Annotated in this window: 14 protein-coding genes and 5 pseudogenes; 1 reads left to right on the forward strand and 18 read right to left on the reverse strand. The window is 61.7% G+C overall.

What is annotated here, in order from left to right; genetic code table 11:
- Positions 1–4: 4 nt before the first annotated feature.
- Positions 5–1,493 (forward strand): annotated as a pseudogene (mltF, locus tag ACF2JD_RS11600) (membrane-bound lytic murein transglycosylase MltF).
- 346 nt (positions 1,494–1,839) lie between these two features.
- Here mltF and ACF2JD_RS11605 read toward each other — a convergent pair.
- The 18 genes and pseudogenes from ACF2JD_RS11605 to ACF2JD_RS11690 all read right to left on the reverse strand — a co-directional run bounded on the left by ACF2JD_RS11605 (position 1,840) and on the right by ACF2JD_RS11690 (position 19,513).
- Positions 1,840–2,080, reverse strand: a pseudogene (locus ACF2JD_RS11605) (zinc ribbon domain-containing protein).
- Between the two features lie 117 nt (positions 2,081–2,197).
- A complete protein-coding gene (der, locus tag ACF2JD_RS11610; protein WP_440987457.1) occupies positions 2,198–3,685 on the reverse strand; it encodes a ribosome biogenesis GTPase Der in 1,488 nt (495 codons plus the stop codon).
- Positions 3,686–3,759: 74 nt separating this feature from the next.
- Positions 3,760–4,944, reverse strand: coding sequence for an outer membrane protein assembly factor BamB (gene bamB, locus ACF2JD_RS11615; RefSeq protein WP_106886584.1), 1,185 nt, complete (start codon positions 4,942–4,944; stop codon positions 3,760–3,762).
- Complete coding sequence (locus ACF2JD_RS11620) at positions 4,937–5,587, reverse strand: tetratricopeptide repeat protein (protein ID WP_440987458.1); 651 nt, start codon at positions 5,585–5,587, stop codon at positions 4,937–4,939. Before ACF2JD_RS11620 ends, bamB begins: the two co-directional genes overlap by 8 nt.
- 3 nt (positions 5,588–5,590) lie before the next feature.
- Positions 5,591–6,868: a histidine--tRNA ligase gene (hisS, locus tag ACF2JD_RS11625; RefSeq protein WP_106886583.1), complete on the reverse strand. Its 1,278-nt coding sequence runs from the start codon at positions 6,866–6,868 to the stop codon at positions 5,591–5,593.
- A 139-nt stretch (positions 6,869–7,007) separates the two neighbouring features.
- Entirely contained in the window at positions 7,008–8,123 is a 1,116-nt protein-coding gene (gene ispG, locus ACF2JD_RS11630) for a flavodoxin-dependent (E)-4-hydroxy-3-methylbut-2-enyl-diphosphate synthase (RefSeq protein WP_025327232.1), read from the reverse strand.
- 10 nt (positions 8,124–8,133) lie between these two features.
- A complete protein-coding gene (gene rodZ, locus ACF2JD_RS11635) occupies positions 8,134–9,063 on the reverse strand; it encodes a cytoskeleton protein RodZ (protein WP_440987459.1) in 930 nt (309 codons plus the stop codon).
- The gene (tapF, locus tag ACF2JD_RS11640) at positions 9,053–9,844 is read right to left on the reverse strand and encodes a PilW family type IVa pilus biogenesis/stability lipoprotein TapF (RefSeq protein ID WP_106886581.1); all 792 of its coding nucleotides are present in this window, start codon (positions 9,842–9,844) and stop codon (positions 9,053–9,055) included. The genes rodZ and tapF overlap by 11 nt, the downstream gene beginning before the upstream one ends.
- 12 nt (positions 9,845–9,856) lie before the next feature.
- Positions 9,857–10,961, reverse strand: a pseudogene (locus tag ACF2JD_RS11645) (bifunctional tRNA (adenosine(37)-C2)-methyltransferase TrmG/ribosomal RNA large subunit methyltransferase RlmN).
- A 168-nt stretch (positions 10,962–11,129) separates the two neighbouring features.
- On the reverse strand, positions 11,130–11,558 hold the full coding sequence (ndk, locus tag ACF2JD_RS11650) for a nucleoside-diphosphate kinase (protein ID WP_005324280.1): 429 nt from the start codon (positions 11,556–11,558) through the stop codon (positions 11,130–11,132).
- Between the two features lie 270 nt (positions 11,559–11,828).
- On the reverse strand, positions 11,829–13,121 hold the full coding sequence (gene pepB / locus ACF2JD_RS11655; RefSeq protein WP_163157226.1) for an aminopeptidase PepB: 1,293 nt from the start codon (positions 13,119–13,121) through the stop codon (positions 11,829–11,831).
- A gap of 103 nt (positions 13,122–13,224) precedes the next feature.
- Positions 13,225–14,528: pseudogene (gene pepB, locus ACF2JD_RS11660) on the reverse strand (aminopeptidase PepB).
- Positions 14,529–14,685: 157 nt separating this feature from the next.
- Positions 14,686–15,024, reverse strand: a pseudogene (gene fdx / locus ACF2JD_RS11665) (ISC system 2Fe-2S type ferredoxin).
- Between the two features lies 1 nt (position 15,025).
- The gene (gene hscA / locus ACF2JD_RS11670; protein WP_307764775.1) at positions 15,026–16,888 is read right to left on the reverse strand and encodes a Fe-S protein assembly chaperone HscA; all 1,863 of its coding nucleotides are present in this window, start codon (positions 16,886–16,888) and stop codon (positions 15,026–15,028) included.
- Positions 16,889–16,916: 28 nt separating this feature from the next.
- On the reverse strand, positions 16,917–17,435 hold the full coding sequence (hscB, locus tag ACF2JD_RS11675) for a co-chaperone HscB (protein WP_440987460.1): 519 nt from the start codon (positions 17,433–17,435) through the stop codon (positions 16,917–16,919).
- Positions 17,436–17,521: 86 nt separating this feature from the next.
- Complete coding sequence (iscA, locus tag ACF2JD_RS11680; RefSeq protein ID WP_005324290.1) at positions 17,522–17,845, reverse strand: iron-sulfur cluster assembly protein IscA; 324 nt, start codon at positions 17,843–17,845, stop codon at positions 17,522–17,524.
- Between the two features lie 15 nt (positions 17,846–17,860).
- A complete protein-coding gene (gene iscU / locus ACF2JD_RS11685) occupies positions 17,861–18,244 on the reverse strand; it encodes a Fe-S cluster assembly scaffold IscU (protein ID WP_005299770.1) in 384 nt (127 codons plus the stop codon).
- 54 nt (positions 18,245–18,298) lie between these two features.
- Positions 18,299–19,513, reverse strand: coding sequence for an IscS subfamily cysteine desulfurase (locus ACF2JD_RS11690; RefSeq protein WP_106886576.1), 1,215 nt, complete (start codon positions 19,511–19,513; stop codon positions 18,299–18,301).
- Positions 19,514–19,518 lie beyond the last annotated feature (5 nt).

Consider the following 19,518-nt stretch of genomic DNA (forward strand, 5'->3'; position numbering starts at 1 on the left):
ACAAATGCCGATTTTTTCAACAAGGGTACTCACCTACTTGCGCTGCATTTTTCGACTGTTTATCGGGATGTTGCTGACACTGGCCCTGGCCGGCTGTGACTTCTATTCCCCCTCCAGCCAGCTGGAGCAGATCCGCCAACGGGGCGAGATCCGTGTTGGCACCCTCTATGGTCCCACTTCCTATTACCAGCGTGACGACACCGCCCAGGGGTTCGATTACGAGCTGGCGCAGCACTATGCCGACTGGCTGGGGGTCAAGCTGACCATAGTCCCGGCCTACTCCACCGCCGAGCTGGTCGAACAGCTGCAGAAGGGGAGCCTGGATCTCGCCGCCGCCGCCATCGTGGTGACCCCGGAGCGGCGCAAGCTGTTTCGCTTCGGCCCCGGCTTCTACCAGGTCTCCCCCAAGCTGGTCTATCGCAACGGCTCCCCCAGGCCCAAGGATCTCGGCGACATCAAGGGCACCATAGTGGTGCCTGCAGGCTCCACCGGTGAGGATCTGATGAAGGAGCTGGCCAGCCAGTACCCCAATCTGAGCTGGCGCATCAACCGGGACGCCGACGTGGAGGAGCTGCTCAAGCAGGTCGCCGACGGCGAGGTTGACTACACGGTGGTGCAGGACACTGTGCTGGCCCGCACCCAGCGCTACTACCCAGAGCTCACCGAGGGGCTGACTCTGGCCAACAAGCAGACAGTGGCCTGGGCCATGACCAAGCTGCCCGATGACAGCCTCTACGCCAGCATCATCGACTTCTTCGGCCAGCGCTTCATGGATGGCTCCATCGCCAAGCTCGACGAGAAGTACTTCGGCCACGTGCAGAACTTCGATTTCGTCGACACCCGCACCTTCCTCAAGCGGGCCAAAAGCCTGCTGCCCAAGTACCAGGCGCTGTTCCAGACCCACGCCAAGGACATAGACTGGCGCCTGCTGGCCGCCATCAGCTATCAGGAGTCCCACTGGGACCCCCAGGCCCGCTCCTACACAGGGGTGCGCGGCATGATGATGCTGACCGAGCCCACCGCCAAGGCGATGGGGGTCAACGATCGAACCCACCCGGAAGAGAGCATCAAGGGGGGGGCCCGCTACCTGCAGGAGATGATGGAGAAGGTGCCGGACTCGGTGCCGGCGGACGAGAAGGTGTGGTTTGCCCTCACCGCCTACAACATCGGCTATGGCCACATGATGGATGCCCGCCGCCTGACCAAGCAGCTCGGCAAGAATCCCGATGCCTGGAGCGACGTGAAAGAGGTGTTGCCCCTGCTGCAACAGTCACGCTGGCATCGCAAGGTGCGCTATGGCTATGCCCGGGGTGGCGAGGCGCGCAACTACGTCAACAACGTGCGCCAGTACTACCAGAGCCTGCTCTGGCTCGACAACGAGCAGCAGAAGGCCCATCGCCGCGAAGACTGGACGATCGACGACAGCAGCGAGCCGGAACTTGCCGAGCGCCCCACCGTCATCGCCGAAGTGGTCGCAGATCACCATGCGCTGATCCATTATTCGGCTGTTTTTCGGGCAAACTTCTCTGTTACCATCCGATTACATACCGGAGCCTATCCGAAATTGTTTTTATCGCGCTATTTCATCACTTGCACTCGGGATGACAGCACTTTCAGATGGGCTCCATCATCACCCAAGGCCGGGATGGCCACCCATTGGGAGGAGACCAAGATGCAAAAACGTAGAAAAATCACACTGGTCAGAAAAGCAAAGTGCGGCTGGAGCCCCAGACGCAAACTCAAGCTTAATGACATCAAGCGCAACCTGTGGCGCGAAATCGCTCCTATACCTTGCTGATAGCAGAACACACAGCATAAACCCGGCAATCGCCGGGTTTTTTATCGCCTCAATTCCCTTACAGCCAGCGCAGCCTTGAACTGTACCGCCCGCTTGGATACCAGCGAGTTGCAGTGATTGCAGAAGTAATCCACCGCGCCGCAGGCCTTGAGACGCTCCAGCTCCTGCTGGCAGGTGGGGCAGATGGCCGTGACGCGAACGGGCCTGGCACTGGCTGCAGGTTTGCTCCTTGCTGCGGGTATCCAGTTCAGCCTGGCAGGCAGGGCAAAGCAGGGCTTCCATTGTCGACTCCCTAAAGTGAACCTGCGATGGGCTTGCCCATGGCACATTCCCCTCCTGACATAACGCCACTGCAGGGGGAATAACAAAGCGGCTGCCGGTGAGGGCAGCCGCCAGGGCTTATTTCTTCATCTTCAGCAGGCGTTCCCGTTGCCGCTCCTGGCTCAGGGTCAGGGTGTTCTTCTTGCCCTCGAAGGGGTTGACCGACTCCTGGAACTCGACCCGGATCGGGGTACCCATGATCTTCAGGGACTTGCGGAAGTAGTTGATGAGATACCGCTTGTAGGAGTCCGGCAGATCGTTCAACTGGTTGCCGTGGATCACAATACGCGGCGGGTTGTAGCCACCGGCGTGGGCATACTTGAGCTTGACCCGGCGACCGTTGACCATGGGCGGCTGGTGATCTTCCTGCGCCATCTGCATGATACGGGTCAGCATGGCGGTGCTGGTACGACGGGTGGCGGACTGGTAAGCCTCGTTGATGGACTCGAACAGATGGCCGACGCCGCTGCCGTGCAGGGCGGAGATGAAGTGGACGCGGGCGAAGTCGATGAAGCCCAGGCGTCTGTCCAGCTCGTTCTTGATGTCTTCCTTCACCTTCTGATCCAGACCGTCCCACTTGTTCACCACCAGCACCACGGAGCGGCCGCTGCTCAGCACGAAGCCGAGGATGCTCAAGTCCTGATCCGTGATGGTCTCGCGAGCGTCTATCACCAGCAGGCAGACGTTGGCATCCTCAATGGCTTTCAAGGTCTTGATGACGGAGAACTTCTCCACCGTCTCGTGCACCTTGCCGCGGCGACGCACGCCGGCGGTGTCGATGACCACGTACTTCTGCTCGTCACGCTCCATGGGGATGTAGACGGAGTCGCGGGTGGTGCCCGGCATGTCATAGACGATGACGCGGTCTTCACCCAGCATGCGGTTGGTCAGGGTGGACTTGCCGACGTTGGGGCGACCGACGATGGCGAACTTGATGGGCAAGTCGGCGAACGGGGTCTCCTTGGTGTCTTCCCGGGTGTCGAGATCACCGGCGGCCACCATGCGCAGCAGGGCTTCTTCGTCGAAGTCCTCCTCTTCCTGCGCCTCTTCTTCGGCGGCGGCCTCGACCAGGGTCTCCAGGTGGGGGGCCAGCGCCAGCTCCAGCAGGCTCAGCACCCCACGACCGTGGGCGGCGGCGATCTGGTAGACCTCCCCCAGCGCCAGGCCGTAGAACTCGGAGACCGCGGAGTCACCGTCGATGCCGTCGGTCTTGTTGGCGACCAGGAACACCTTCTTGTGGGTCTTGCGCAGGTGCTCGGCGATGGCCTGATCCGCGGCGGTCAAACCGGCACGGGCATCCACCATGAACAGCACCACATCGGCTTCCTCGATGGCCAGCAGGGACTGCTCGGCCATCTTCAGCTCGATCCCCTCCTCGGTGCCATCGATACCGCCGGTATCGACCACGATAAATTCCAGCTCGCCCAACTTCGCCTGGCCGTATTTACGGTCCCGGGTCAGGCCGGGAAAATCGGCAACCAGGGCATCCCGGGTACGGGTCAGGCGGTTAAACAGGGTGGATTTCCCCACGTTGGGGCGGCCCACCAGGGCTACTACAGGAGTCATAAAAGCCTCATTCTCAAGACGACAAAGGCTCCGGGTCCGAAGACCAGGAGCCGGATATTCAGATTGACGGGCGATCAGGGACGCTTGATAGCGTACAACTTGCCGCCACGGCTCTGCACATACAGGGTGTCACCGTCCACCAAGGGCGCGGCATAGAGACCACTGCTGTCGAGCTGCTGCATGGCCTTGATGGACCCGTCGGTCCGATCCAGCCAATACAGGTAACCTTCCACATCGCCGACCACCACGTAGTCGCCCAGGACGACGGGAGCGGTCACGGTGCGGTTTTCCAGCTGGGTGTTGGACCACAGCTCAAGACCATTGCGACGATCCACCGCAAACAGATGACTGCGGCTGTCGGTCAGCACTATGGCATTGCCGGTAACCGCCATGTCGCGGTAGCCGGAATACTTGCGCTTCCACACCTCGTCACCCGTCATCAGCTTGCGGGCCATCAGCTGGCCATTGTAGGCGATGGCATAGAGCTCATCACCGGCAATCAGCGGACGGGCGTCCACATCGACCATGCGATCCAGCTCGGTGGCACCGCGCGGGTCGGCCACCTTGGACTGGCGCACAGGCTGGCCGTTGCTCAGCAGGGCTATGCCCACCTTGCCATCGGCACGGCCATAGAGCACGGCGCCGTTGGTGATGACAGGGGTGCTGGCGCTGCGCAGGGTCAGGGGCGGCTGCTCTTCGGACAGGGTCCACTGCAGCTTGCCCTCATCGGTATCGAGCGCCATCAGACGGCCCGAGGTGGTCAGCACCACCACGCGACCATCCTCGACGGCGGGGCTCGCCACCACTTCACCGGGCACAGTGGTCTGCCACAGCACTTCCCCGTTCGCTTCGTTCAGGGCGTAGACCACCCCATTCTCGGAGCCGAGGAACAGCTTGCCATAGCGGGAGACCAGACCGCCGGAGAGACGGGCGCTGCGCTTGTCGGCGTTGATGGGCAAGTCTGCCAGATCCACGCTCCACAGGGTCTCGCCACTGTTGCGATCGAAGGCGGTCACATCCCCATCACGGGCGGCGGCATAGATGTGATCCTCTTCCACCACGGGTTGCAGCTGGGAGTAGAAATCACCTATGCCATCCCCGACGGAGGAGGACCACTGGGTATCGGCACTGAAGGCGGACTCCACCACGGGCAGAGGCGCCATCGGGGTCAGGTCTTCCTCTGAGCTGAACAGGGAGCAACCCTGCAAGGCAAGGGAGACTGCCACCCCCAGCGCCATTTTCTTGTACAGATTACGCATCCGGAGCCTCACCCGCAGTGACCGCTGGCAGCGCCAGATCGTCCATCTTCAGCTTGAGTTCGGCGCTGCTCTGCAGGCCGCCGGCATCGGCCGCCACCTGATAGGCATCGCGCGCCTCTTCGGGCTTGCCCTGCCCCAGCAGCACGTCACCACGCACTTCCGCCACCTGGGCCTTGAAGGCGTCGTTGTTGATCTTGTCAAGCTGGGCCAGGGCCTCGTCGGCCTTGCCCTGATCCTTGAGCACCCGTGCCAGGCGCAGGGCGGCGATGGGCTTGATGCTCTCGTCGCCGTTCGCGGCCACCTGGGTCAGCTGCTCGGCGGCCAGATCCAGCTTGCCCGCCTTGACCGCAGCCGCGGCCAGTTGCAGGGCAGCCAGCTCCGCATAGGCGTCGCCCTGATGGGCGCTGATGAAGCTCTTGGCCTGCTCAAGGGCGGCATCGTCACCCTTGGCGAGCTGGGCTGTCATGGCGTTATAAGCCTGGGAGGCGGCTTCCTGATTGGTCTGCTGCAGCTCGTTGTAGTAACGCCAGCCAAAGAGGCCGACCAGACCGATCACAGTCCCGGCGAGTACCGAGGTGCCGTTCTCTTTCCACCAGCTCTTGATGACCTCAACCTGTTGTTCTTCAGTGGTATACACTTCCACAGCTTACTCTCCTTTAGCTGCCAGCAGGGCGATGGCGGCATCGACCGAGACGGTCTGTTGCTCGGCCTGGCCACGCAGATATTTGATGGTGATCTCCCCGCTTTGCACCTCGGTCTCGCCGAGGATCAGGGCAATGGCCGCGCCGCTCTTGTCGGCACGCTTGAGTTGTTTCTTGAAGTTGCCGCCACCGCAGTGGCTCATCAGGCGCAAGTCCGGCAGGGCGTCGCGCAGGCGCTCGGCAAGCTGGAAGCCAGCCTGCTCGGTGCCCTCGCCCACCATGGCCAGATAGACATCCACCGCCGGGCGGATGTCGGCGTTGAGCTCGAGGGTTTCGAGCATCAGCACCAGACGCTCCATGCCCATGGCAAAGCCCACGGCCGGGGTCGCCTGACCGCCGAGCTGCTCCACCAGGCCGTCGTAACGGCCACCGGCCAGGACTGTGCCCTGGGCGCCCAGGCTGCTCGTCACCCACTCGAACACGGTGAGGTTGTAGTAGTCGAGGCCGCGCACCAGACGCTCGTTCACCTCGTATTGGATGCCGGCAGACTCGAGCAGGCGCTTGAGCCCCTCGAAGTGGGCCAGGCTCTCTTCACCCAGGTGATCGAACAGACGGGGGGCACCCACCAGGATGGCCTGTACCTTCTCGTCCTTGGAGTCGAGCACCCGCAGCGGGTTGCTGTACATGCGGCGCTGGCTCTCTTCATCCAGCTCGCTCTTGTACTGCTCCAGGTAGGCCACCAGGGCATCGCGGTAAGCGGCGCGCTCGTCGCTCTGACCGAGCGTGTTGAGCTGCAGGGTGACGTGATCGCTGATGCCGAACAGACGCCACAGGCGGTGGGTCAGCATGATGAGCTCGGCGTCGATGTCAGGCCCGTTGATGCCAAACAGCTCGACCCCGAACTGGTGGAACTGGCGATAACGGCCCTTCTGGGGACGCTCGTGACGGAACATGGGGCCCATGTACCACATCCGGCGTTCCTGGTTGTAGAGCAGGCCGTGCTCGATGCCGGCACGGACGCAGCTGGCGGTCCCTTCCGGACGCAGGCTCAGGCTGTCGCCGTTGCGGTCTTCAAAGGTGTACATCTCTTTTTCGACCACGTCGGTCACTTCACCGATGGCGCGCTTGAACAGATGTGTCTGTTCGACGATGGGCATGCGCACTTCGCTGTAGCCGTAGCTGGCGACGACCTGGCGTAGGATCTGTTCCACTTTCTGCCATACCGGGCTCTGCTCCGGCAGGCAATCATTCATACCGCGAATAGCTTGGATCTGTTTTGCCACGTTGATACTCGAGAAAAAGAGGTAAAATTTGGCCGCATTATAGGGATTTTCGGCCCCGAGGTAAAATCAGGGTGCCCGGATGCGGGATTTAAAATCAACAACCTAAAGCCGGGGCCACCCCAGGTGGCCCCTCAATGGTTCAACCTTTGTCCACCTGGATCTGGTTGGCCGGATCCAGCATGGCCGCCCGGGCGCGGATACGGCGCTCCAGGGTCGGGATGAGATCCTTGTTGTCGAGCCGGTCGACCCGCTGGCCCCCTTCGTAGAAGGCACTCTTGTTGGCAGCGCCCGCCAGCCCCAGATCCGAGACCAGGGCCTCGCCCGGGCCGTTCACCACGCAGCCGATGATGGAAACATCCATCGGGGTGATGATGTCCTCGAGCCGCTCTTCCAGGGCGTTCACCGTCCCTATCACATCGAACTCCTGGCGGGAGCAGGAGGGACAGGCGATGAAGTTGATGCCGCGGGAGCGAATGCGCAGGGACTTGAGAATATCGAAGCCCACCTTCACCTCTTCCACCGGATCGGCGGCCAGGGAGATACGGATGGTGTCGCCTATGCCATCGGCCAGCAGCATGCCGAGCCCGATGGCGGATTTCACCGCGCCGGCACGGAAACCGCCCGCCTCGGTGATCCCCAGGTGCAGCGGCTGGTCGATCTGCTTGGCCAGCAGGCGATAGGCACCGACCGCCAGGAAGACGTCGGAGGCCTTGACGCTCACCTTGAAATTCTCAAAGTTGAGGCGATCCAGGTAATCCACGTGGCGCATGGCAGACTCGAGCAGGGCTTCCGGAGTCGGCTCGCCATACTTTTCCTGGATATCACGCTCCAGGGAGCCGCCGTTGACGCCGATGCGGATCGGAATGTTGTAATGACGGGCACAGTCGACCACGGCGCGCACCCGCTCTTCGTTGCCTATGTTGCCCGGGTTGATGCGCAGGCAGTCGGCACCGTATTCGGCCACTTTCAGGGCGATGCGGTAGTCGAAGTGGATGTCGGCGACGATGGGAATGCGGGTCTGCTGTTTGATGAGCTTGAAGGCTTCCGCCGCTTCCATGGTGGGTACCGAGACCCGGACTATGTCGGCGCCAACTCGCTCGATCCGCTGGATCTGCTCGACGGTGGCGGCGACATCCGTGGTCTTGGTGTTGGTCATGGTTTGCACCGTGATGGGGGCATTGCCCCCAACCGGCACATTGCCGACCATGATCTGCCTGGATTGACGACGAATAATGGGGGATTCGTGAGCGGACATGGCGGACAGATTACTCCTGCGGCAGTGAGAAGCGAGCAGTCCGGCCGTTGTTGTAACGGCTCATGTCGAAGGACTTGCCCTGGTATTCGAGATTGACCGCCATGGGCGCGCCAACGATGAATCTGAGTGGCTCGGGTCCTTCCAGCACAAGCTCGTCGTTCGCCTTCTTCAGACCGCTGAACAGGGTCTTGCCGTTGGCATCCTTGACATCCAGCCAGCAGTCGGCTGTGAAGCTCATCTTGAGCTGGGGCGCCTTGCCAGGTTCGGTGGCGGCCGTCTCTGCCGGTGCCAGGGTCGCCTCAGCAGCCGAGGTCTCGGTAGACAGGGCGGCACTGGTCGTGGCAACGACGGCCGGCACAGTGGCGGCGGCGTCACTTACCACAACTTCCGTCGCCACGGCGTCGGAGGCCACGGGCAATACGGGGTCGGCCACGTCCACAGCGGGCGTCACGCTGGCGACAGACATCGTCTGCTCCGTGCCCATTTCGCTCGCCGCCAGGGCTTCATCCCCGGCGGAACGACGTGCAGTGCTCTGCCACCACCAGGCGATGGAGAGCGCGATCAGCACCAGGATCACCAGCCAGGTCACCACCTTGAGCCGACTGTCGTTGGCTTGCTGGCGGGAGCGACGGGAGAAGCTCTGCATGTCGATGTTATCGGGCGGCGTCAGTCCCAGCTTGTCGTAGGCCGCGAGTATGGTCTCCTCGGGAATGCCGACCAGCTTGGCATAGGCGCGCAGATAGCCGCGAATGAAGGTGTGGGACGTATGCTTGTCGTAGGTATCCGCCTCGATGGCGGCGATCAGGGTCAGACGAAGGTGAATGCGGGACGCAACCTGCTCTCGTGTCCAGCCAAGCTGTTCACGGGCGTTGCGCAGCAGCTGGCCTGGGCCCACTGCCTGGGAGTCGTCTTGAAAATCGTGTGGCTGTTCAGTAGTCATTGGCTAAGTAACGCTTGGCTTGTTGCGAAGTGGGATATTGCCTTACCAGCTCAGTCCCGAATTGGTGAAGTAATGCCGGTTTGTCCATGGCCTGGGCCAGCCGCAGCCGGAGCCAGAGGCTCTCCTCGTTTTCGTCTGCCACTTCGGCAAAACGCACGAGGTAAGACTGCACATCAGGCAGCTTGCCATCTTTCATGGAAAGCTCGGCCATGTCCAGCAATAACCTTGGATTGCGGGGATTATACCCCAAGGCCAGACGATAGTACTCGTTGGCCTTGTCATTTCTGTTATTTTGCACCGAGCAGAGCGCCGCATTCTCGTAGGTATCGGCGATCTTGACGTAATCGGGCTGGCTGACCGCCTGCAGGAATGCCTTCTCCGCCTCCTCGAAACGGCCACGGTTGCACAGGAAGGCACCGTAGTTGTTCATCGCGTCAGCATTGGTCGGATCCATGGCCAGTGCCTTCTTGTAGTTCTCCTCGGCCGCCTTGAAATCGGATACCTGCTGGTAGAAATAGGCGAAGCCGATATAGACCTGAGGGTTGCTGGGATCGTACTGGAGGGCCCGGTCAAGGTTGAACTTGGCCTGTTCGGCATTGCCCTGACGCAGGTATTGAATACCCAGATCGAGACGGGTCTGGGCAGCCGCCTTGAAGTCGGGACCCACTTCACGCTGGGTCGAATTCTGGCCAGCGTAAGTGGTCTCGGTGACACAGCCAGGCAGCGCGCAGAGCGCTGCCACTACGATCAATGTACGGATATCCATTTCCTGTCTATACAATGGCTTAGCGAGTTAAACCATTTTGACGGAAATCCCATCCTGTTGCATCCGATTTTTCATGGTGCGCTTGGTGCGGTCGATCACCTCCCCCACCAGCTGGCCACAGGCCGCATCTATGTCATCCCCGCGGGTCTTGCGCACTATGACGGTCAGGCCGTATTCCATCAGCACCTTGGAGAAACGGTCGATGCGACTGTTGCTCGGCTTGCCGAACGGGTTGCCCGGGAAGGGGTTGAAGGGGATCAGGTTGATCTTGCAAGGGGTCTCTTTGAGCACCTGCGCCAGCTCGTGGGCATGCTGCATGTCGTCATTGATATGATCGAGCAGCACATACTCCACCGTCACCCGGCCGCCATTGGCGTTGGATTTGGCCAGATAACGGCGCACACCCGCCAGGAAGGCCTCGATGTTGTACTTGTCGTTGATCGGCATGATCTCGGAGCGCAGCTTGTCGTTCGGCGCATGCAGGGAGATGGCCAGGGCCACGTCGATCTGGTCCCCCAGCATGTCCAGTGCCGGTACCACACCTGAGGTGGAGAGGGTGACGCGGCGCTTGGAGATGCCAAAACCAAAGTCATCCATCATCAGGCTCATGGCAGGCACCACGTTGGCGAGGTTCAGCAACGGCTCGCCCATGCCCATCATCACCACGTTGGTGATGGGGCGCTTGCCACCGACTACCTTGGCGGCGCGCCAGACCTGGCCGATGATCTCGGAGACCTTCAGGTTGCGGTTGAAACCTTGCTGGGCGGTGGAGCAGAAGGTGCACGCCAGGGCGCAGCCGACCTGGGAGGAGACACAGAGGGTCGCACGATCCCGCCTCCGGGATGTAGACGGTCTCGACTTCCTGATCCCCGACCTGCAGGGCCCACTTGATGGTGCCATCTGCGGAGCGTTGTTCACGGCTGATCTCGGGGGCACGGATCTCGGCAATGGCCTTGAGACGCTCACGCAACGCCTTGTTGACGTTGCTCATCTGATCGAAGTCATCACAACCGGAGTGGTAGATCCACTTCATTATCTGATCTGCCCGGAACGGCTTCTCGCCCAGCTCGACGAAGAAGGCACGCATGGCATCCCGATCGAGATCCAGCAGGTTGGTTTTTGTTTCGCTCATCAAGGGCCTCAGCTCACACACTTCATAAATTATCGGCTGACCTACGTCAGGGGGCGGCATTGTACAAATAATGGGTCTGCCTTTCCACCTGGAGAATAAGGGGATATTGACTGAATGACCAAAAAACAAAAGGGAGCCGAGGCTCCCTTGTTGATCTTCTGACGAAAATCAGCCGCGCGGGCAGATCTCGGCGTCGGAGAAGAAGTAGGCGATTTCACGGGCGGCAGAGGCCGGGGCATCGGAACCGTGCACGGCGTTGCGATCTATGCTCTCGGCGTAGCAGGAACGCAGGGTGCCGGCCAGGGCCTCTTTCGGGTTGGTGGCGCCCATGATTTCGCGGTGACGGCGAATGGCGTCTTCCCCTTCCAGCACCTGTACCATGACGGGACCCGAGGTCATGAAAGCGACCAGGCCATCATAGAAAGGCTTGCCCTGGTGTTCGGCGTAGAAACCGGCGGCCTGCTCGCTGCTCAGGTGCAGCATCTTGGCGGCGACCACTTTCAGGCCGGCGCTCTCGAAGCGGCTGTAGATGGCACCGATCAGGTTCTTGCTGACCGCGTCCGGCTTGACGATAGAGAAGGTACGTTCGATAGCCATTGAGTTCTTTCCTTAACTACAGAGTTTTATTGTAGGAATCCATGTTCGGCGGCGATTATACGTAAACAAAAAACGAAATAACACACAAAAAAGCAACTTTTTATTAAACAAATAATTCCTTGAAACAACATGGTGACTCATCTTGTGCCATGGCACTGAGAAAAAATGTGCGCTTGTGCACGATAGTCACGCTAACCCGCTAAAACCTTATCTATTGCTCATATAACCAGCACCACTGAAAAGGGCACCCCGAGGTGCCCTTTCGCCTTGTCATGCCCCTCGGCGCGTCTCCGCCAGCAGGGTATGGGCTATGGTGCGCATCCCCAGGGTGTTGGCCCCGGGGGCCCAGAGGTTGTCGCCGTTCTCGCTGAAACAGGCGGCCAGATCCACGTGCAGCCAGCCCTGCCCCTCGTTGGCAACGAAACGGGAGAGGAAACCCGCCGCGTTGGAGGCACCGCCCGGGCCACCGCCCGGCACAGGACGGCTGTTGGCCGTATCGGCATAGTGGGACGGGCACTGCTGACGATGCCAGGGCTCGAGCGGCAGCGGCCAGGCCGGCTCCTGCTCCGCATCCGAATAGGCCATGGCGCGGCTCACCAGCCCCTTGTCCAGACCAAACAGGGCGTTGTAGCGTCCCCCCAGCGCCATTACCGCGGCCCCCGTCAGGGTGGCGGCGTCTATGATGAGGGGCGCGCCGGATTCACCGGCGAGCTGCAGGCCGTCGGCCAGCACCAGGCGCCCCTCGGCGTCTGTGTTGACGATTTCGACCGTGGTGCCGTTCTTGTAGGTGAGGATGTCACCCAGCTTGTAGGCATGGCCGGAGACCAGGTTCTCGGCGCAGCAGAGGATGAGCTTCACCCGCTTGTCGAGGCCACGCAGTATGGCCAGCGCCAGGGCGCCGGTGACGATGGCCGCCCCCCCCATGTCATGCTTCATGGTGAGCATGCCCTGGGAGGTTTTCATGGAGTAGCCGCCGGAGTCGAAGGTGATCCCCTTGCCCACCAGGGCCGCCACCACGGGGGCATTGCGATCCCCGGTGGGGTTGTAGTCCAGCTCCAGCATCACGGGCTCGCGATCGCTGCCGCGGCCAACCTGATAGAGACCGACCCAACCCGCCTGTTGCAGCGCCTCCCCCTTGAGGATGCGATGACTGATCCTGTCCGGTGCCAGCTCGGTGATGAAGGCCGCCGCCTCCACCGCCAGCTCCAGCGGGCCCAGCTGCTCCGGGGTCGCATTGGTCATCTCGCGCACCCAGCGCCCGCACAGCCAGCGCGCCTCCAGCTCCTCCCTGTCCTCTTCGGACGAAGTCGCCCACTGCAGCTCCACCTCTGCCTTGGGGGTCTGCAACCCCTGGGCGAAGGCCCACTGCTGTTCGCGCTCCCAGTGACCGCACAGGGCGACCTTCTGGATCCCCTGACCACAGAGGCGGCGGGCCGCCTGCTGGATGTCCAGCAAGGGCGACGCCGTCACCAGGTGGATCACCATGCCATCGGGGCGATGGGAAAGCAGTGCCCCCTCTCCCCACTCGGGGGCGGCAAATTCACGGCTCAGCCAGATGTTCATTGAGTCACCTCCTGCAGCCAACCAGCTACCGATAATGCACAGGCCGTGACCCCTTGCAAAGGGTGTCCCAAACCATCCCCAAGTTCTTGATTCAGCCAGACACTCATTCAGCCACCTCCTGCAGCCAGCGGGCGATAGTGCGCAGACCGTGGCCCTTGGCGCCGGTCGCCCACAGCTCGTTGCCGGATTTTTGATAGGAGGCGGCGAGATCCAGGTGCACCCAGCCCTTGCCCTCGTCACGCACGAAGCGCGACAAAAACGCGGCCGCCGTGGTGGCACCGGCTGTGCCTTCGGCGGAGGCGACGTTGCCCAGCTCGGCGAAGGCCGAGGTGAGCTGACCCACATGCCAGGGTTCCAGCGGCAGGGGCCAGGCCTTCTCGTTCTCGGCTTTAGCGGCGGCCAGGGCGCGCGCCTGCTCCCCCTCGTCGAGGGCAAATACGGCGTTGTAGTCGCGGCCCAGCGCCGTCTTGGCGGCGCCGGTCAGGGTGGCGGCATCGAGAATGTGGGCAGCGCCGCTGTCGGAGGCCGCCAGCAGGCCATCGGCCAGCACCAGGCGACCTTCGGCGTCAGTGTTCTGGATCTCCACCGAGATGCCGTTCTTGTAGGTGAGGATGTCGCCGAGCTTGAAGGCGTGGCCGGAGACCAGGTTCTCGGCGCAGCAGAGAATGAGCTTCACCCGTTTGTTCAGACCACGGCTGATGGCGAGCGCCAGGGCGCCGGTCACCATGGCGGCACCGCCCATGTCGGACTTCATCGGCAGCATGTTGTCAGAGGACTTCATGGAGTAGCCACCGGAGTCGAAGGTGATGCCCTTGCCCACCAGGGCCGCCACCACGGGGGCGTTGCGATCCCCGGTCGGGTTGTAGTCCAGCTCCAGCAGCACGGGCTCGCGCTCGCTGCCGCGGCCCACCGACCAGATCCCGATATGACCGGCCTCCCGCAGGGCTTCTCCTGCGGTGATGCGGGCGGTCACCTTGTCACCGGCCAGACCGCGAATGAGCAGCAGGGCCGATTCCGCCAGACTCATGGGGTAGATCTCTCCGGGCAGCCATTGGTGATGTCACGCACCCAGCAGCTCGCCTTCAGCAAGGCGTCCAGCTCGCAGCTATCCTGCCTCGCTCTGCTGGCCAAAGTCCAGTTCACGCACTCCTTTAGCGGCATAAAAGCCCTGGGCGAAGGCGTAACGACGTTCCCGATCCCAACCCTCACCGACCAGCTTGACCCGCTTGATCCCGGTGGACTCGAAGCGTCGGGCCGCGCGCTGGATGGCGCGCAGCGCCTCCTTTTCCTGACTAACTGCCCAGATGGGATGTCAGCTCTGTCACCATTAAAACTGAGTAGCGCACCCTCGCCCCAATGGGCGGCGGCAGCCTGGGTAGATAACGCTACGTTCATCATGTTAGCCATCGTGTTTGCTTCCTTTTTACTGGCACGATTTATAAGCACTCTTCATAGGCAAAGAGGGAATAACGAATACAAAAAAGGCCGTGCCCCCAAGGGTCACGGCCTTCACCATATCATGAAGCACCACGGGATGCTGCACGTGCAATTCACTCATGTGTAATTAATGGCGTTCAGAGGCAAGGTTCAGGGTGTACTTGGGCAGTTCCACCACCAGATCCTCGTCCGCCAGCCTGGCCTGGCAGCTGAGACGTGATTCCGGTTCCAGTCCCCACGCCTTGTCCAGCATGTCGTCTTCCAGCTCGTCGCTTGGCTCGAGAGAGTCGAAGCCTTATCGCACCACGCAATGGCAGGTGGTGCAAGCACAGGACTTCTCGCAGGCATGTTCAATCTCGATCCCATTACGCAGCGCCACGTCGAGAATGGTCTCACCGGTCGCACCCTCGAGGGCAGCGCCGTCCGGACAGAGTTCGGGGTGAGGCAGAATGATCAGTTTTGGCATATTACACCTTGTTGACGTTTTGGCCGGTCAGCACCTTGCGAATGGAAGCATCCATGCGACGGGCCGCAAACTCGCCACTGACGGCATCCGCCGCCTCGATGGCATCTTTGATTTGGTTGGTTGTGCCTGTGGCACGCATGGCCAGCAGATGATGGATCGCGGCATCGATCTCGGCACGCTCAGCGGCGCTCAGCAGCGCCTCGCCATCGGCGGCCAGCGCCGCATTGAGGCTCTCCACCACCCGATCGGCTTCGACCTGTTGCTCCGCCAGCATGCGGGCATCCATGTCCTGCTGGGCATTGGCGATGGAGGCGCTCAGCATGCTGAGGATGTCCTCTTCCGCCAAGCCATAGGAGGGCTTGACCTGGATCTCCGCCTGCACGCCGGAGGATTTTTCCATGGCGCTGACCGACAGCAGCCCGTCCGCATCCACCTGGAAGGTGACGCGAATGTGGGCGGCGCCGGCCGCCATGGGCGGAATGCCGGTCAGGGTGAAGCGGGCCAGGGAGCGGCAATCCGCCACCAGCTCGCGCTCTCCCTGCACCACGTGGATGGCCATGGCAGTCTGGCCATCCTTGAAGGTGGTGAACTCCTGGGCGCGGGCCACCGGTATGGTGGTGTTGCGCGGGATCACCTTCTCGGCGAGCCCCCCCATGGTCTCAAGACCGAGGGAGAGCGGGATGACGTCCAGCAGCAGCATCTCGGCATCAGGCTTGTTGCCCACCAGGATGTCCGCCTGGATGGCGGCGCCGATGGCGACCACCTTGTCCGGATCTATGCTGGTCAGGGGCGTACGCTGGAAGAACTCCCCCACCTGCTCGCGCACCAGCGGCACCCGGGTGGAGCCCCCTACCATCACCACTTCCAGCACTTCCACCTGCTCGAGCCCCGCATCGCGCAGGGCGCGGCGGCAGGCCAGCAGGGTGCGCTTGACCAGCGGCATGATGAGCTCGTCGAACTGGCTGCGGCTCACCTCCCCCTGCCAACCGGCAAAGGTGCAGGAAACGCGGTCGGCATCGGTCAGGCCGTGCTTGACCGCCGCCGCCACGTCCAGCAGCTCACGCTGGGTGCGGGCATCGAGCTGGCCGCTCAGGCCGGCTTGTGCCTTGATCCAGTCCGCCAGCAGGTGATCGAAGTCATCGCCCCCCAGCGCCGAGTCGCCGCCGGTGGCCATCACCTCGAACACACCGCGATGCAGGCGCAGGATGGAGATGTCGAAGGTGCCGCCACCGAGGTCATAGACGGCAATCACCCCTTCCTGACCGGAGTCGAGGCCGTAGGCGATGGCGGCGGCAGTGGGTTCATTGAGCAGCCGCAGCACGTGCAGGCCGGCCAGACGAGCCGCATCCTTGGTGCCCTGGCGCTGGGCGTCGTCGAAATAGGCGGGCACAGTGATGACCACGCCATCGAGGTCGCCGCCGAGGGAGGCTGCGCCGCGCTCGGCCAGTTTTTTCAGGATCTCGGCCGAGACCTGCACCGGATTGACCAGCCCCTGGCGGGTCTGGATCTGGGGCATGCCGTTGTCGGCGGCCACGAACTCGTAAGGCTGCTGACGGGTATCCATGTCGGCCAGCGCCTTGCCCATCATCCGTTTGACCGAGACTATGGTGTTGTGGGGATCGAGGGCGGCTTCGCGCTTGGCGTCAAAGCCCACCCGGATGGCGTCGGCCTGGCTCCCGGCAGCTTGATAGTGCACCACAGAGGGCAGCAGATCGCGCCCTTGCTCGTCACACAGGGTGTCGGCCTGGCCGCTGCGCACTGCCGCGACCAGGGAGTTGGTGGTGCCGAGATCGATGCCAACGGCACGTTTGTGCTGATGAGGCGCGGCGCTCTGGCCGGGCTCGGCGATTTGCAGTAATGCCATGGGTAATCACAATTCCAGCGTTAGAGGGTCAAGACTCGAACAGCGAGTCTTCGAATCGTTCCAGCTCCTCGAGGAGCTTGTCGACAAACTTGAGTTTGCGCACGCAATCGGCCGCCGTCAGATCTTCACCCGCGGTGAGGGAGTCGGTCAGCCGTTGCATCAGAGACTGGTGATCATGCCTGATCTCGCGACGAAAATCTTCGATGGCACGCTCAGGACTCGCATTCCCTTTCAGGTCAGCCAGACGCTCGCGCCACTCCAGCTGTTGCATCAGGAAAGAGGTGTCTTGCAGAGTCTGTTGCTCGCCTCGAATGTCGGTGCCGCGCAGGGAGAGCAGGTATTCGGCTCGGCGCAGGGGGGACTTGAGGGTAGTGAAGGCATCGTTGATCTGGGCGGCACGCTGCACCGCGGCCAACTGCTCCTGCTCGGGGGCGGTGGCAAAACGATCGGGGTGGAACCGGGTTTGCAACTGGCGATAGGTGTCTGCCAGCTGGCGGGTATCGAGCTCGAAGCCCTCTGCCAGCCCGAACAGCTCGAAATGATTCATTCTGTGTCCTCAGACTCGAAGGCTAGTGCCTTGCTCAACATCCATCTTGAACGGCAAAGCCGGCAGCAGGCTGCCGGCTTCATCGATTAGACGCTGAAGCTCTCGCCACAACCGCACTCGCCCTTGGCGTTCGGGTTGTTGAACTGGAAGCCCTCGTTGAGGCCCTCCTTGACGAAGTCCAGCTCGGTGCCATCCAGATGGATCAGGCTCTTGGCATCGACGATGATCTTGACACCGTTCTGCTCGAACACCTGATCCTCAGCGGCCAGCTCATCCACAAACTCGAGCACATAGGCAAGGCCAGAACAGCCGGTGGTCTTAACGCCGAGGCGCAGGCCTATGCCCTTGCCCCGGTTGGTTATGAAAGAGGAAACCCGTGCCGCTGCGGCATCTGTCATGGTAATGGCCATACTGCTCTCCGGACCTTAGAGACCTTTCTTCTGCTTGTAATCGGCGATGGCGGCCTTGATGGCATCCTCCGCCAGAATGGAGCAGTGGATCTTCACCGGTGGCAGGGCCAGCTCTTCGGCGATGTCGGTGTTCTTGATGCCGGCGGCTTCGTCCAGGGTCTTGCCCTTGACCCACTCGGTCACCAGGGAGCTGGAGGCGATGGCGGAACCACAGCCGTAGGTCTTGAACTTGGCATCTTCGATGATGCCGTCGTCGCTGATCTTCAGTTGCAGCTTCATCACGTCGCCACAGGCCGGGGCGCCGACCATGCCGGTCGCGATGCTGGGATCGTTCTTGTCAAAACCACCGACGTTGCGGGGATTCTCGTAGTGGTCGATTACTTTTTCACTGTAAGCCATATCTAACTCCTGCTAATTCCGTTGTTCACCAAACACTTGCCACGCTGGCAATGATCAGTGATGTGCCCATTCGACCGTGTTCAGATCGACGCCGTCCTTGAACATCTCCCACAGGGGGGACATCTCGCGCAGACGACCGATGGAGTCGCAGATGAGCTTGATTGCGTAGTCGATCTCTTCCTCTGTGGTGAAGCGACCAATGCTGAAACGGATGGAGCTGTGCGCCAGCTCGTCGTTCAGGCCCAGGGCGCGCAACACGTAGGAAGGCTCCAGGCTGGCCGAGGTACAGGCCGAACCGGAAGAGACAGCCAGATCCTTCAGCGCCATGATGAGGGATTCCCCTTCCACATAGGCGAAGCTGACGTTCAGGTTACCCGGGACACGATGGTCCAGATCGCCGTTGATATAGACTTCTTCGATGTTCTTGATGCCGTTCCACAGACGCTGACGCAGGGCCATGATGTGCTGGCTCTCGCTCGCCATCTCTTCCTTGGCGATGCGGAAGGCCTCGCCCATGCCGACGATCTGGTGGGTCGCCAGGGTACCGGAACGCATGCCGCGCTCATGACCACCACCGTGCATCTGGGCTTCCAGGCGGACCCGCGGCTTGCGGCGCACGTACAGGGCACCTATGCCCTTAGGGCCGTATACCTTGTGGGCAGACATGGAGAGCAGATCCACTTTCAGCGCTTCCACGTCGACCGGGATCTTGCCCACGCTCTGGACCGCGTCTACGTGCAGCAGGATCTTGCGAGAGCGGCACAGCTCGCCGATGGCGGCGATATCTTGCACCACACCGATCTCGTTGTTGACGTGCATGATGCTGACCAGAATGGTGTCATCGCGCAGGGCGCCTTCGATCTGCTCCAGAGTAAACAGCCCGTTCGGCATCGGCTCGAGGTAGGTCACCTCGTAGCCTTCACGCTCCAGCTGACGGCAGGTGTCGAGCACCGCCTTGTGTTCAGTCTTGGAGGTGATGATGTGCTTGCCCTTGCCAGCATAGAAGTGGGCTATGCCCTTGATGGCCAGGTTGTTGGATTCGGTCGCGCCGGAGGTGAAGACGATCTCGCGAGGATCTGCACCAATCAGCTCTGCCACTTGATTACGGGCCAGGTCCACCGCCTCTTCGGCCTGCCAGCCGAAACGGTGAGAGCGGGAGGCAGGATTGCCAAACAGGCCGTCCATGGTGAGGCACTGCATCATTTTTTCTGCGACACGCGGGTCCACCGGACAGGTTGCCGAATAATCAAGGTAAATAGGCAGTTTCATGTTTT

Source organism: Aeromonas ichthyocola (genome assembly GCF_046087985.1).
In the GTDB taxonomy this organism is placed as follows: Bacteria; Pseudomonadota; Gammaproteobacteria; order Enterobacterales; family Aeromonadaceae; genus Aeromonas; species Aeromonas rivipollensis.

What these genes read in the sequence shown, in the direction of transcription:
- hscB (WP_440987460.1), bottom strand. Translation starts at nt 17,435, where the DNA reads ATGAATCATTTCGAGCTGTTCGGGCTGGCAGAGGGCTTCGAGCTCGAT.
- ispG (WP_025327232.1), bottom strand. Translation starts at nt 8,123, where the DNA reads ATGTCCGCTCACGAATCCCCCATTATTCGTCGTCAATCCAGGCAGATC.
- hscA (WP_307764775.1), bottom strand. Translation starts at nt 16,888, where the DNA reads ATGGCATTACTGCAAATCGCCGAGCCCGGCCAGAGCGCCGCGCCTCAT.
- iscU (WP_005299770.1), bottom strand. Translation starts at nt 18,244, where the DNA reads ATGGCTTACAGTGAAAAAGTAATCGACCACTACGAGAATCCCCGCAAC.
- ACF2JD_RS11690 (WP_106886576.1), bottom strand. Translation starts at nt 19,513, where the DNA reads ATGAAACTGCCTATTTACCTTGATTATTCGGCAACCTGTCCGGTGGAC.
- rodZ (WP_440987459.1), bottom strand. Translation starts at nt 9,063, where the DNA reads ATGACTACTGAACAGCCACACGATTTTCAAGACGACTCCCAGGCAGTG.
- bamB (WP_106886584.1), bottom strand. Translation starts at nt 4,944, where the DNA reads ATGCGTAATCTGTACAAGAAAATGGCGCTGGGGGTGGCAGTCTCCCTT.
- iscA (WP_005324290.1), bottom strand. Translation starts at nt 17,845, where the DNA reads ATGGCCATTACCATGACAGATGCCGCAGCGGCACGGGTTTCCTCTTTC.
- ndk (WP_005324280.1), bottom strand. Translation starts at nt 11,558, where the DNA reads ATGGCTATCGAACGTACCTTCTCTATCGTCAAGCCGGACGCGGTCAGC.
- pepB (WP_163157226.1), bottom strand. Translation starts at nt 13,121, where the DNA reads ATGAACATCTGGCTGAGCCGTGAATTTGCCGCCCCCGAGTGGGGAGAG.
- der (WP_440987457.1), bottom strand. Translation starts at nt 3,685, where the DNA reads ATGACTCCTGTAGTAGCCCTGGTGGGCCGCCCCAACGTGGGGAAATCC.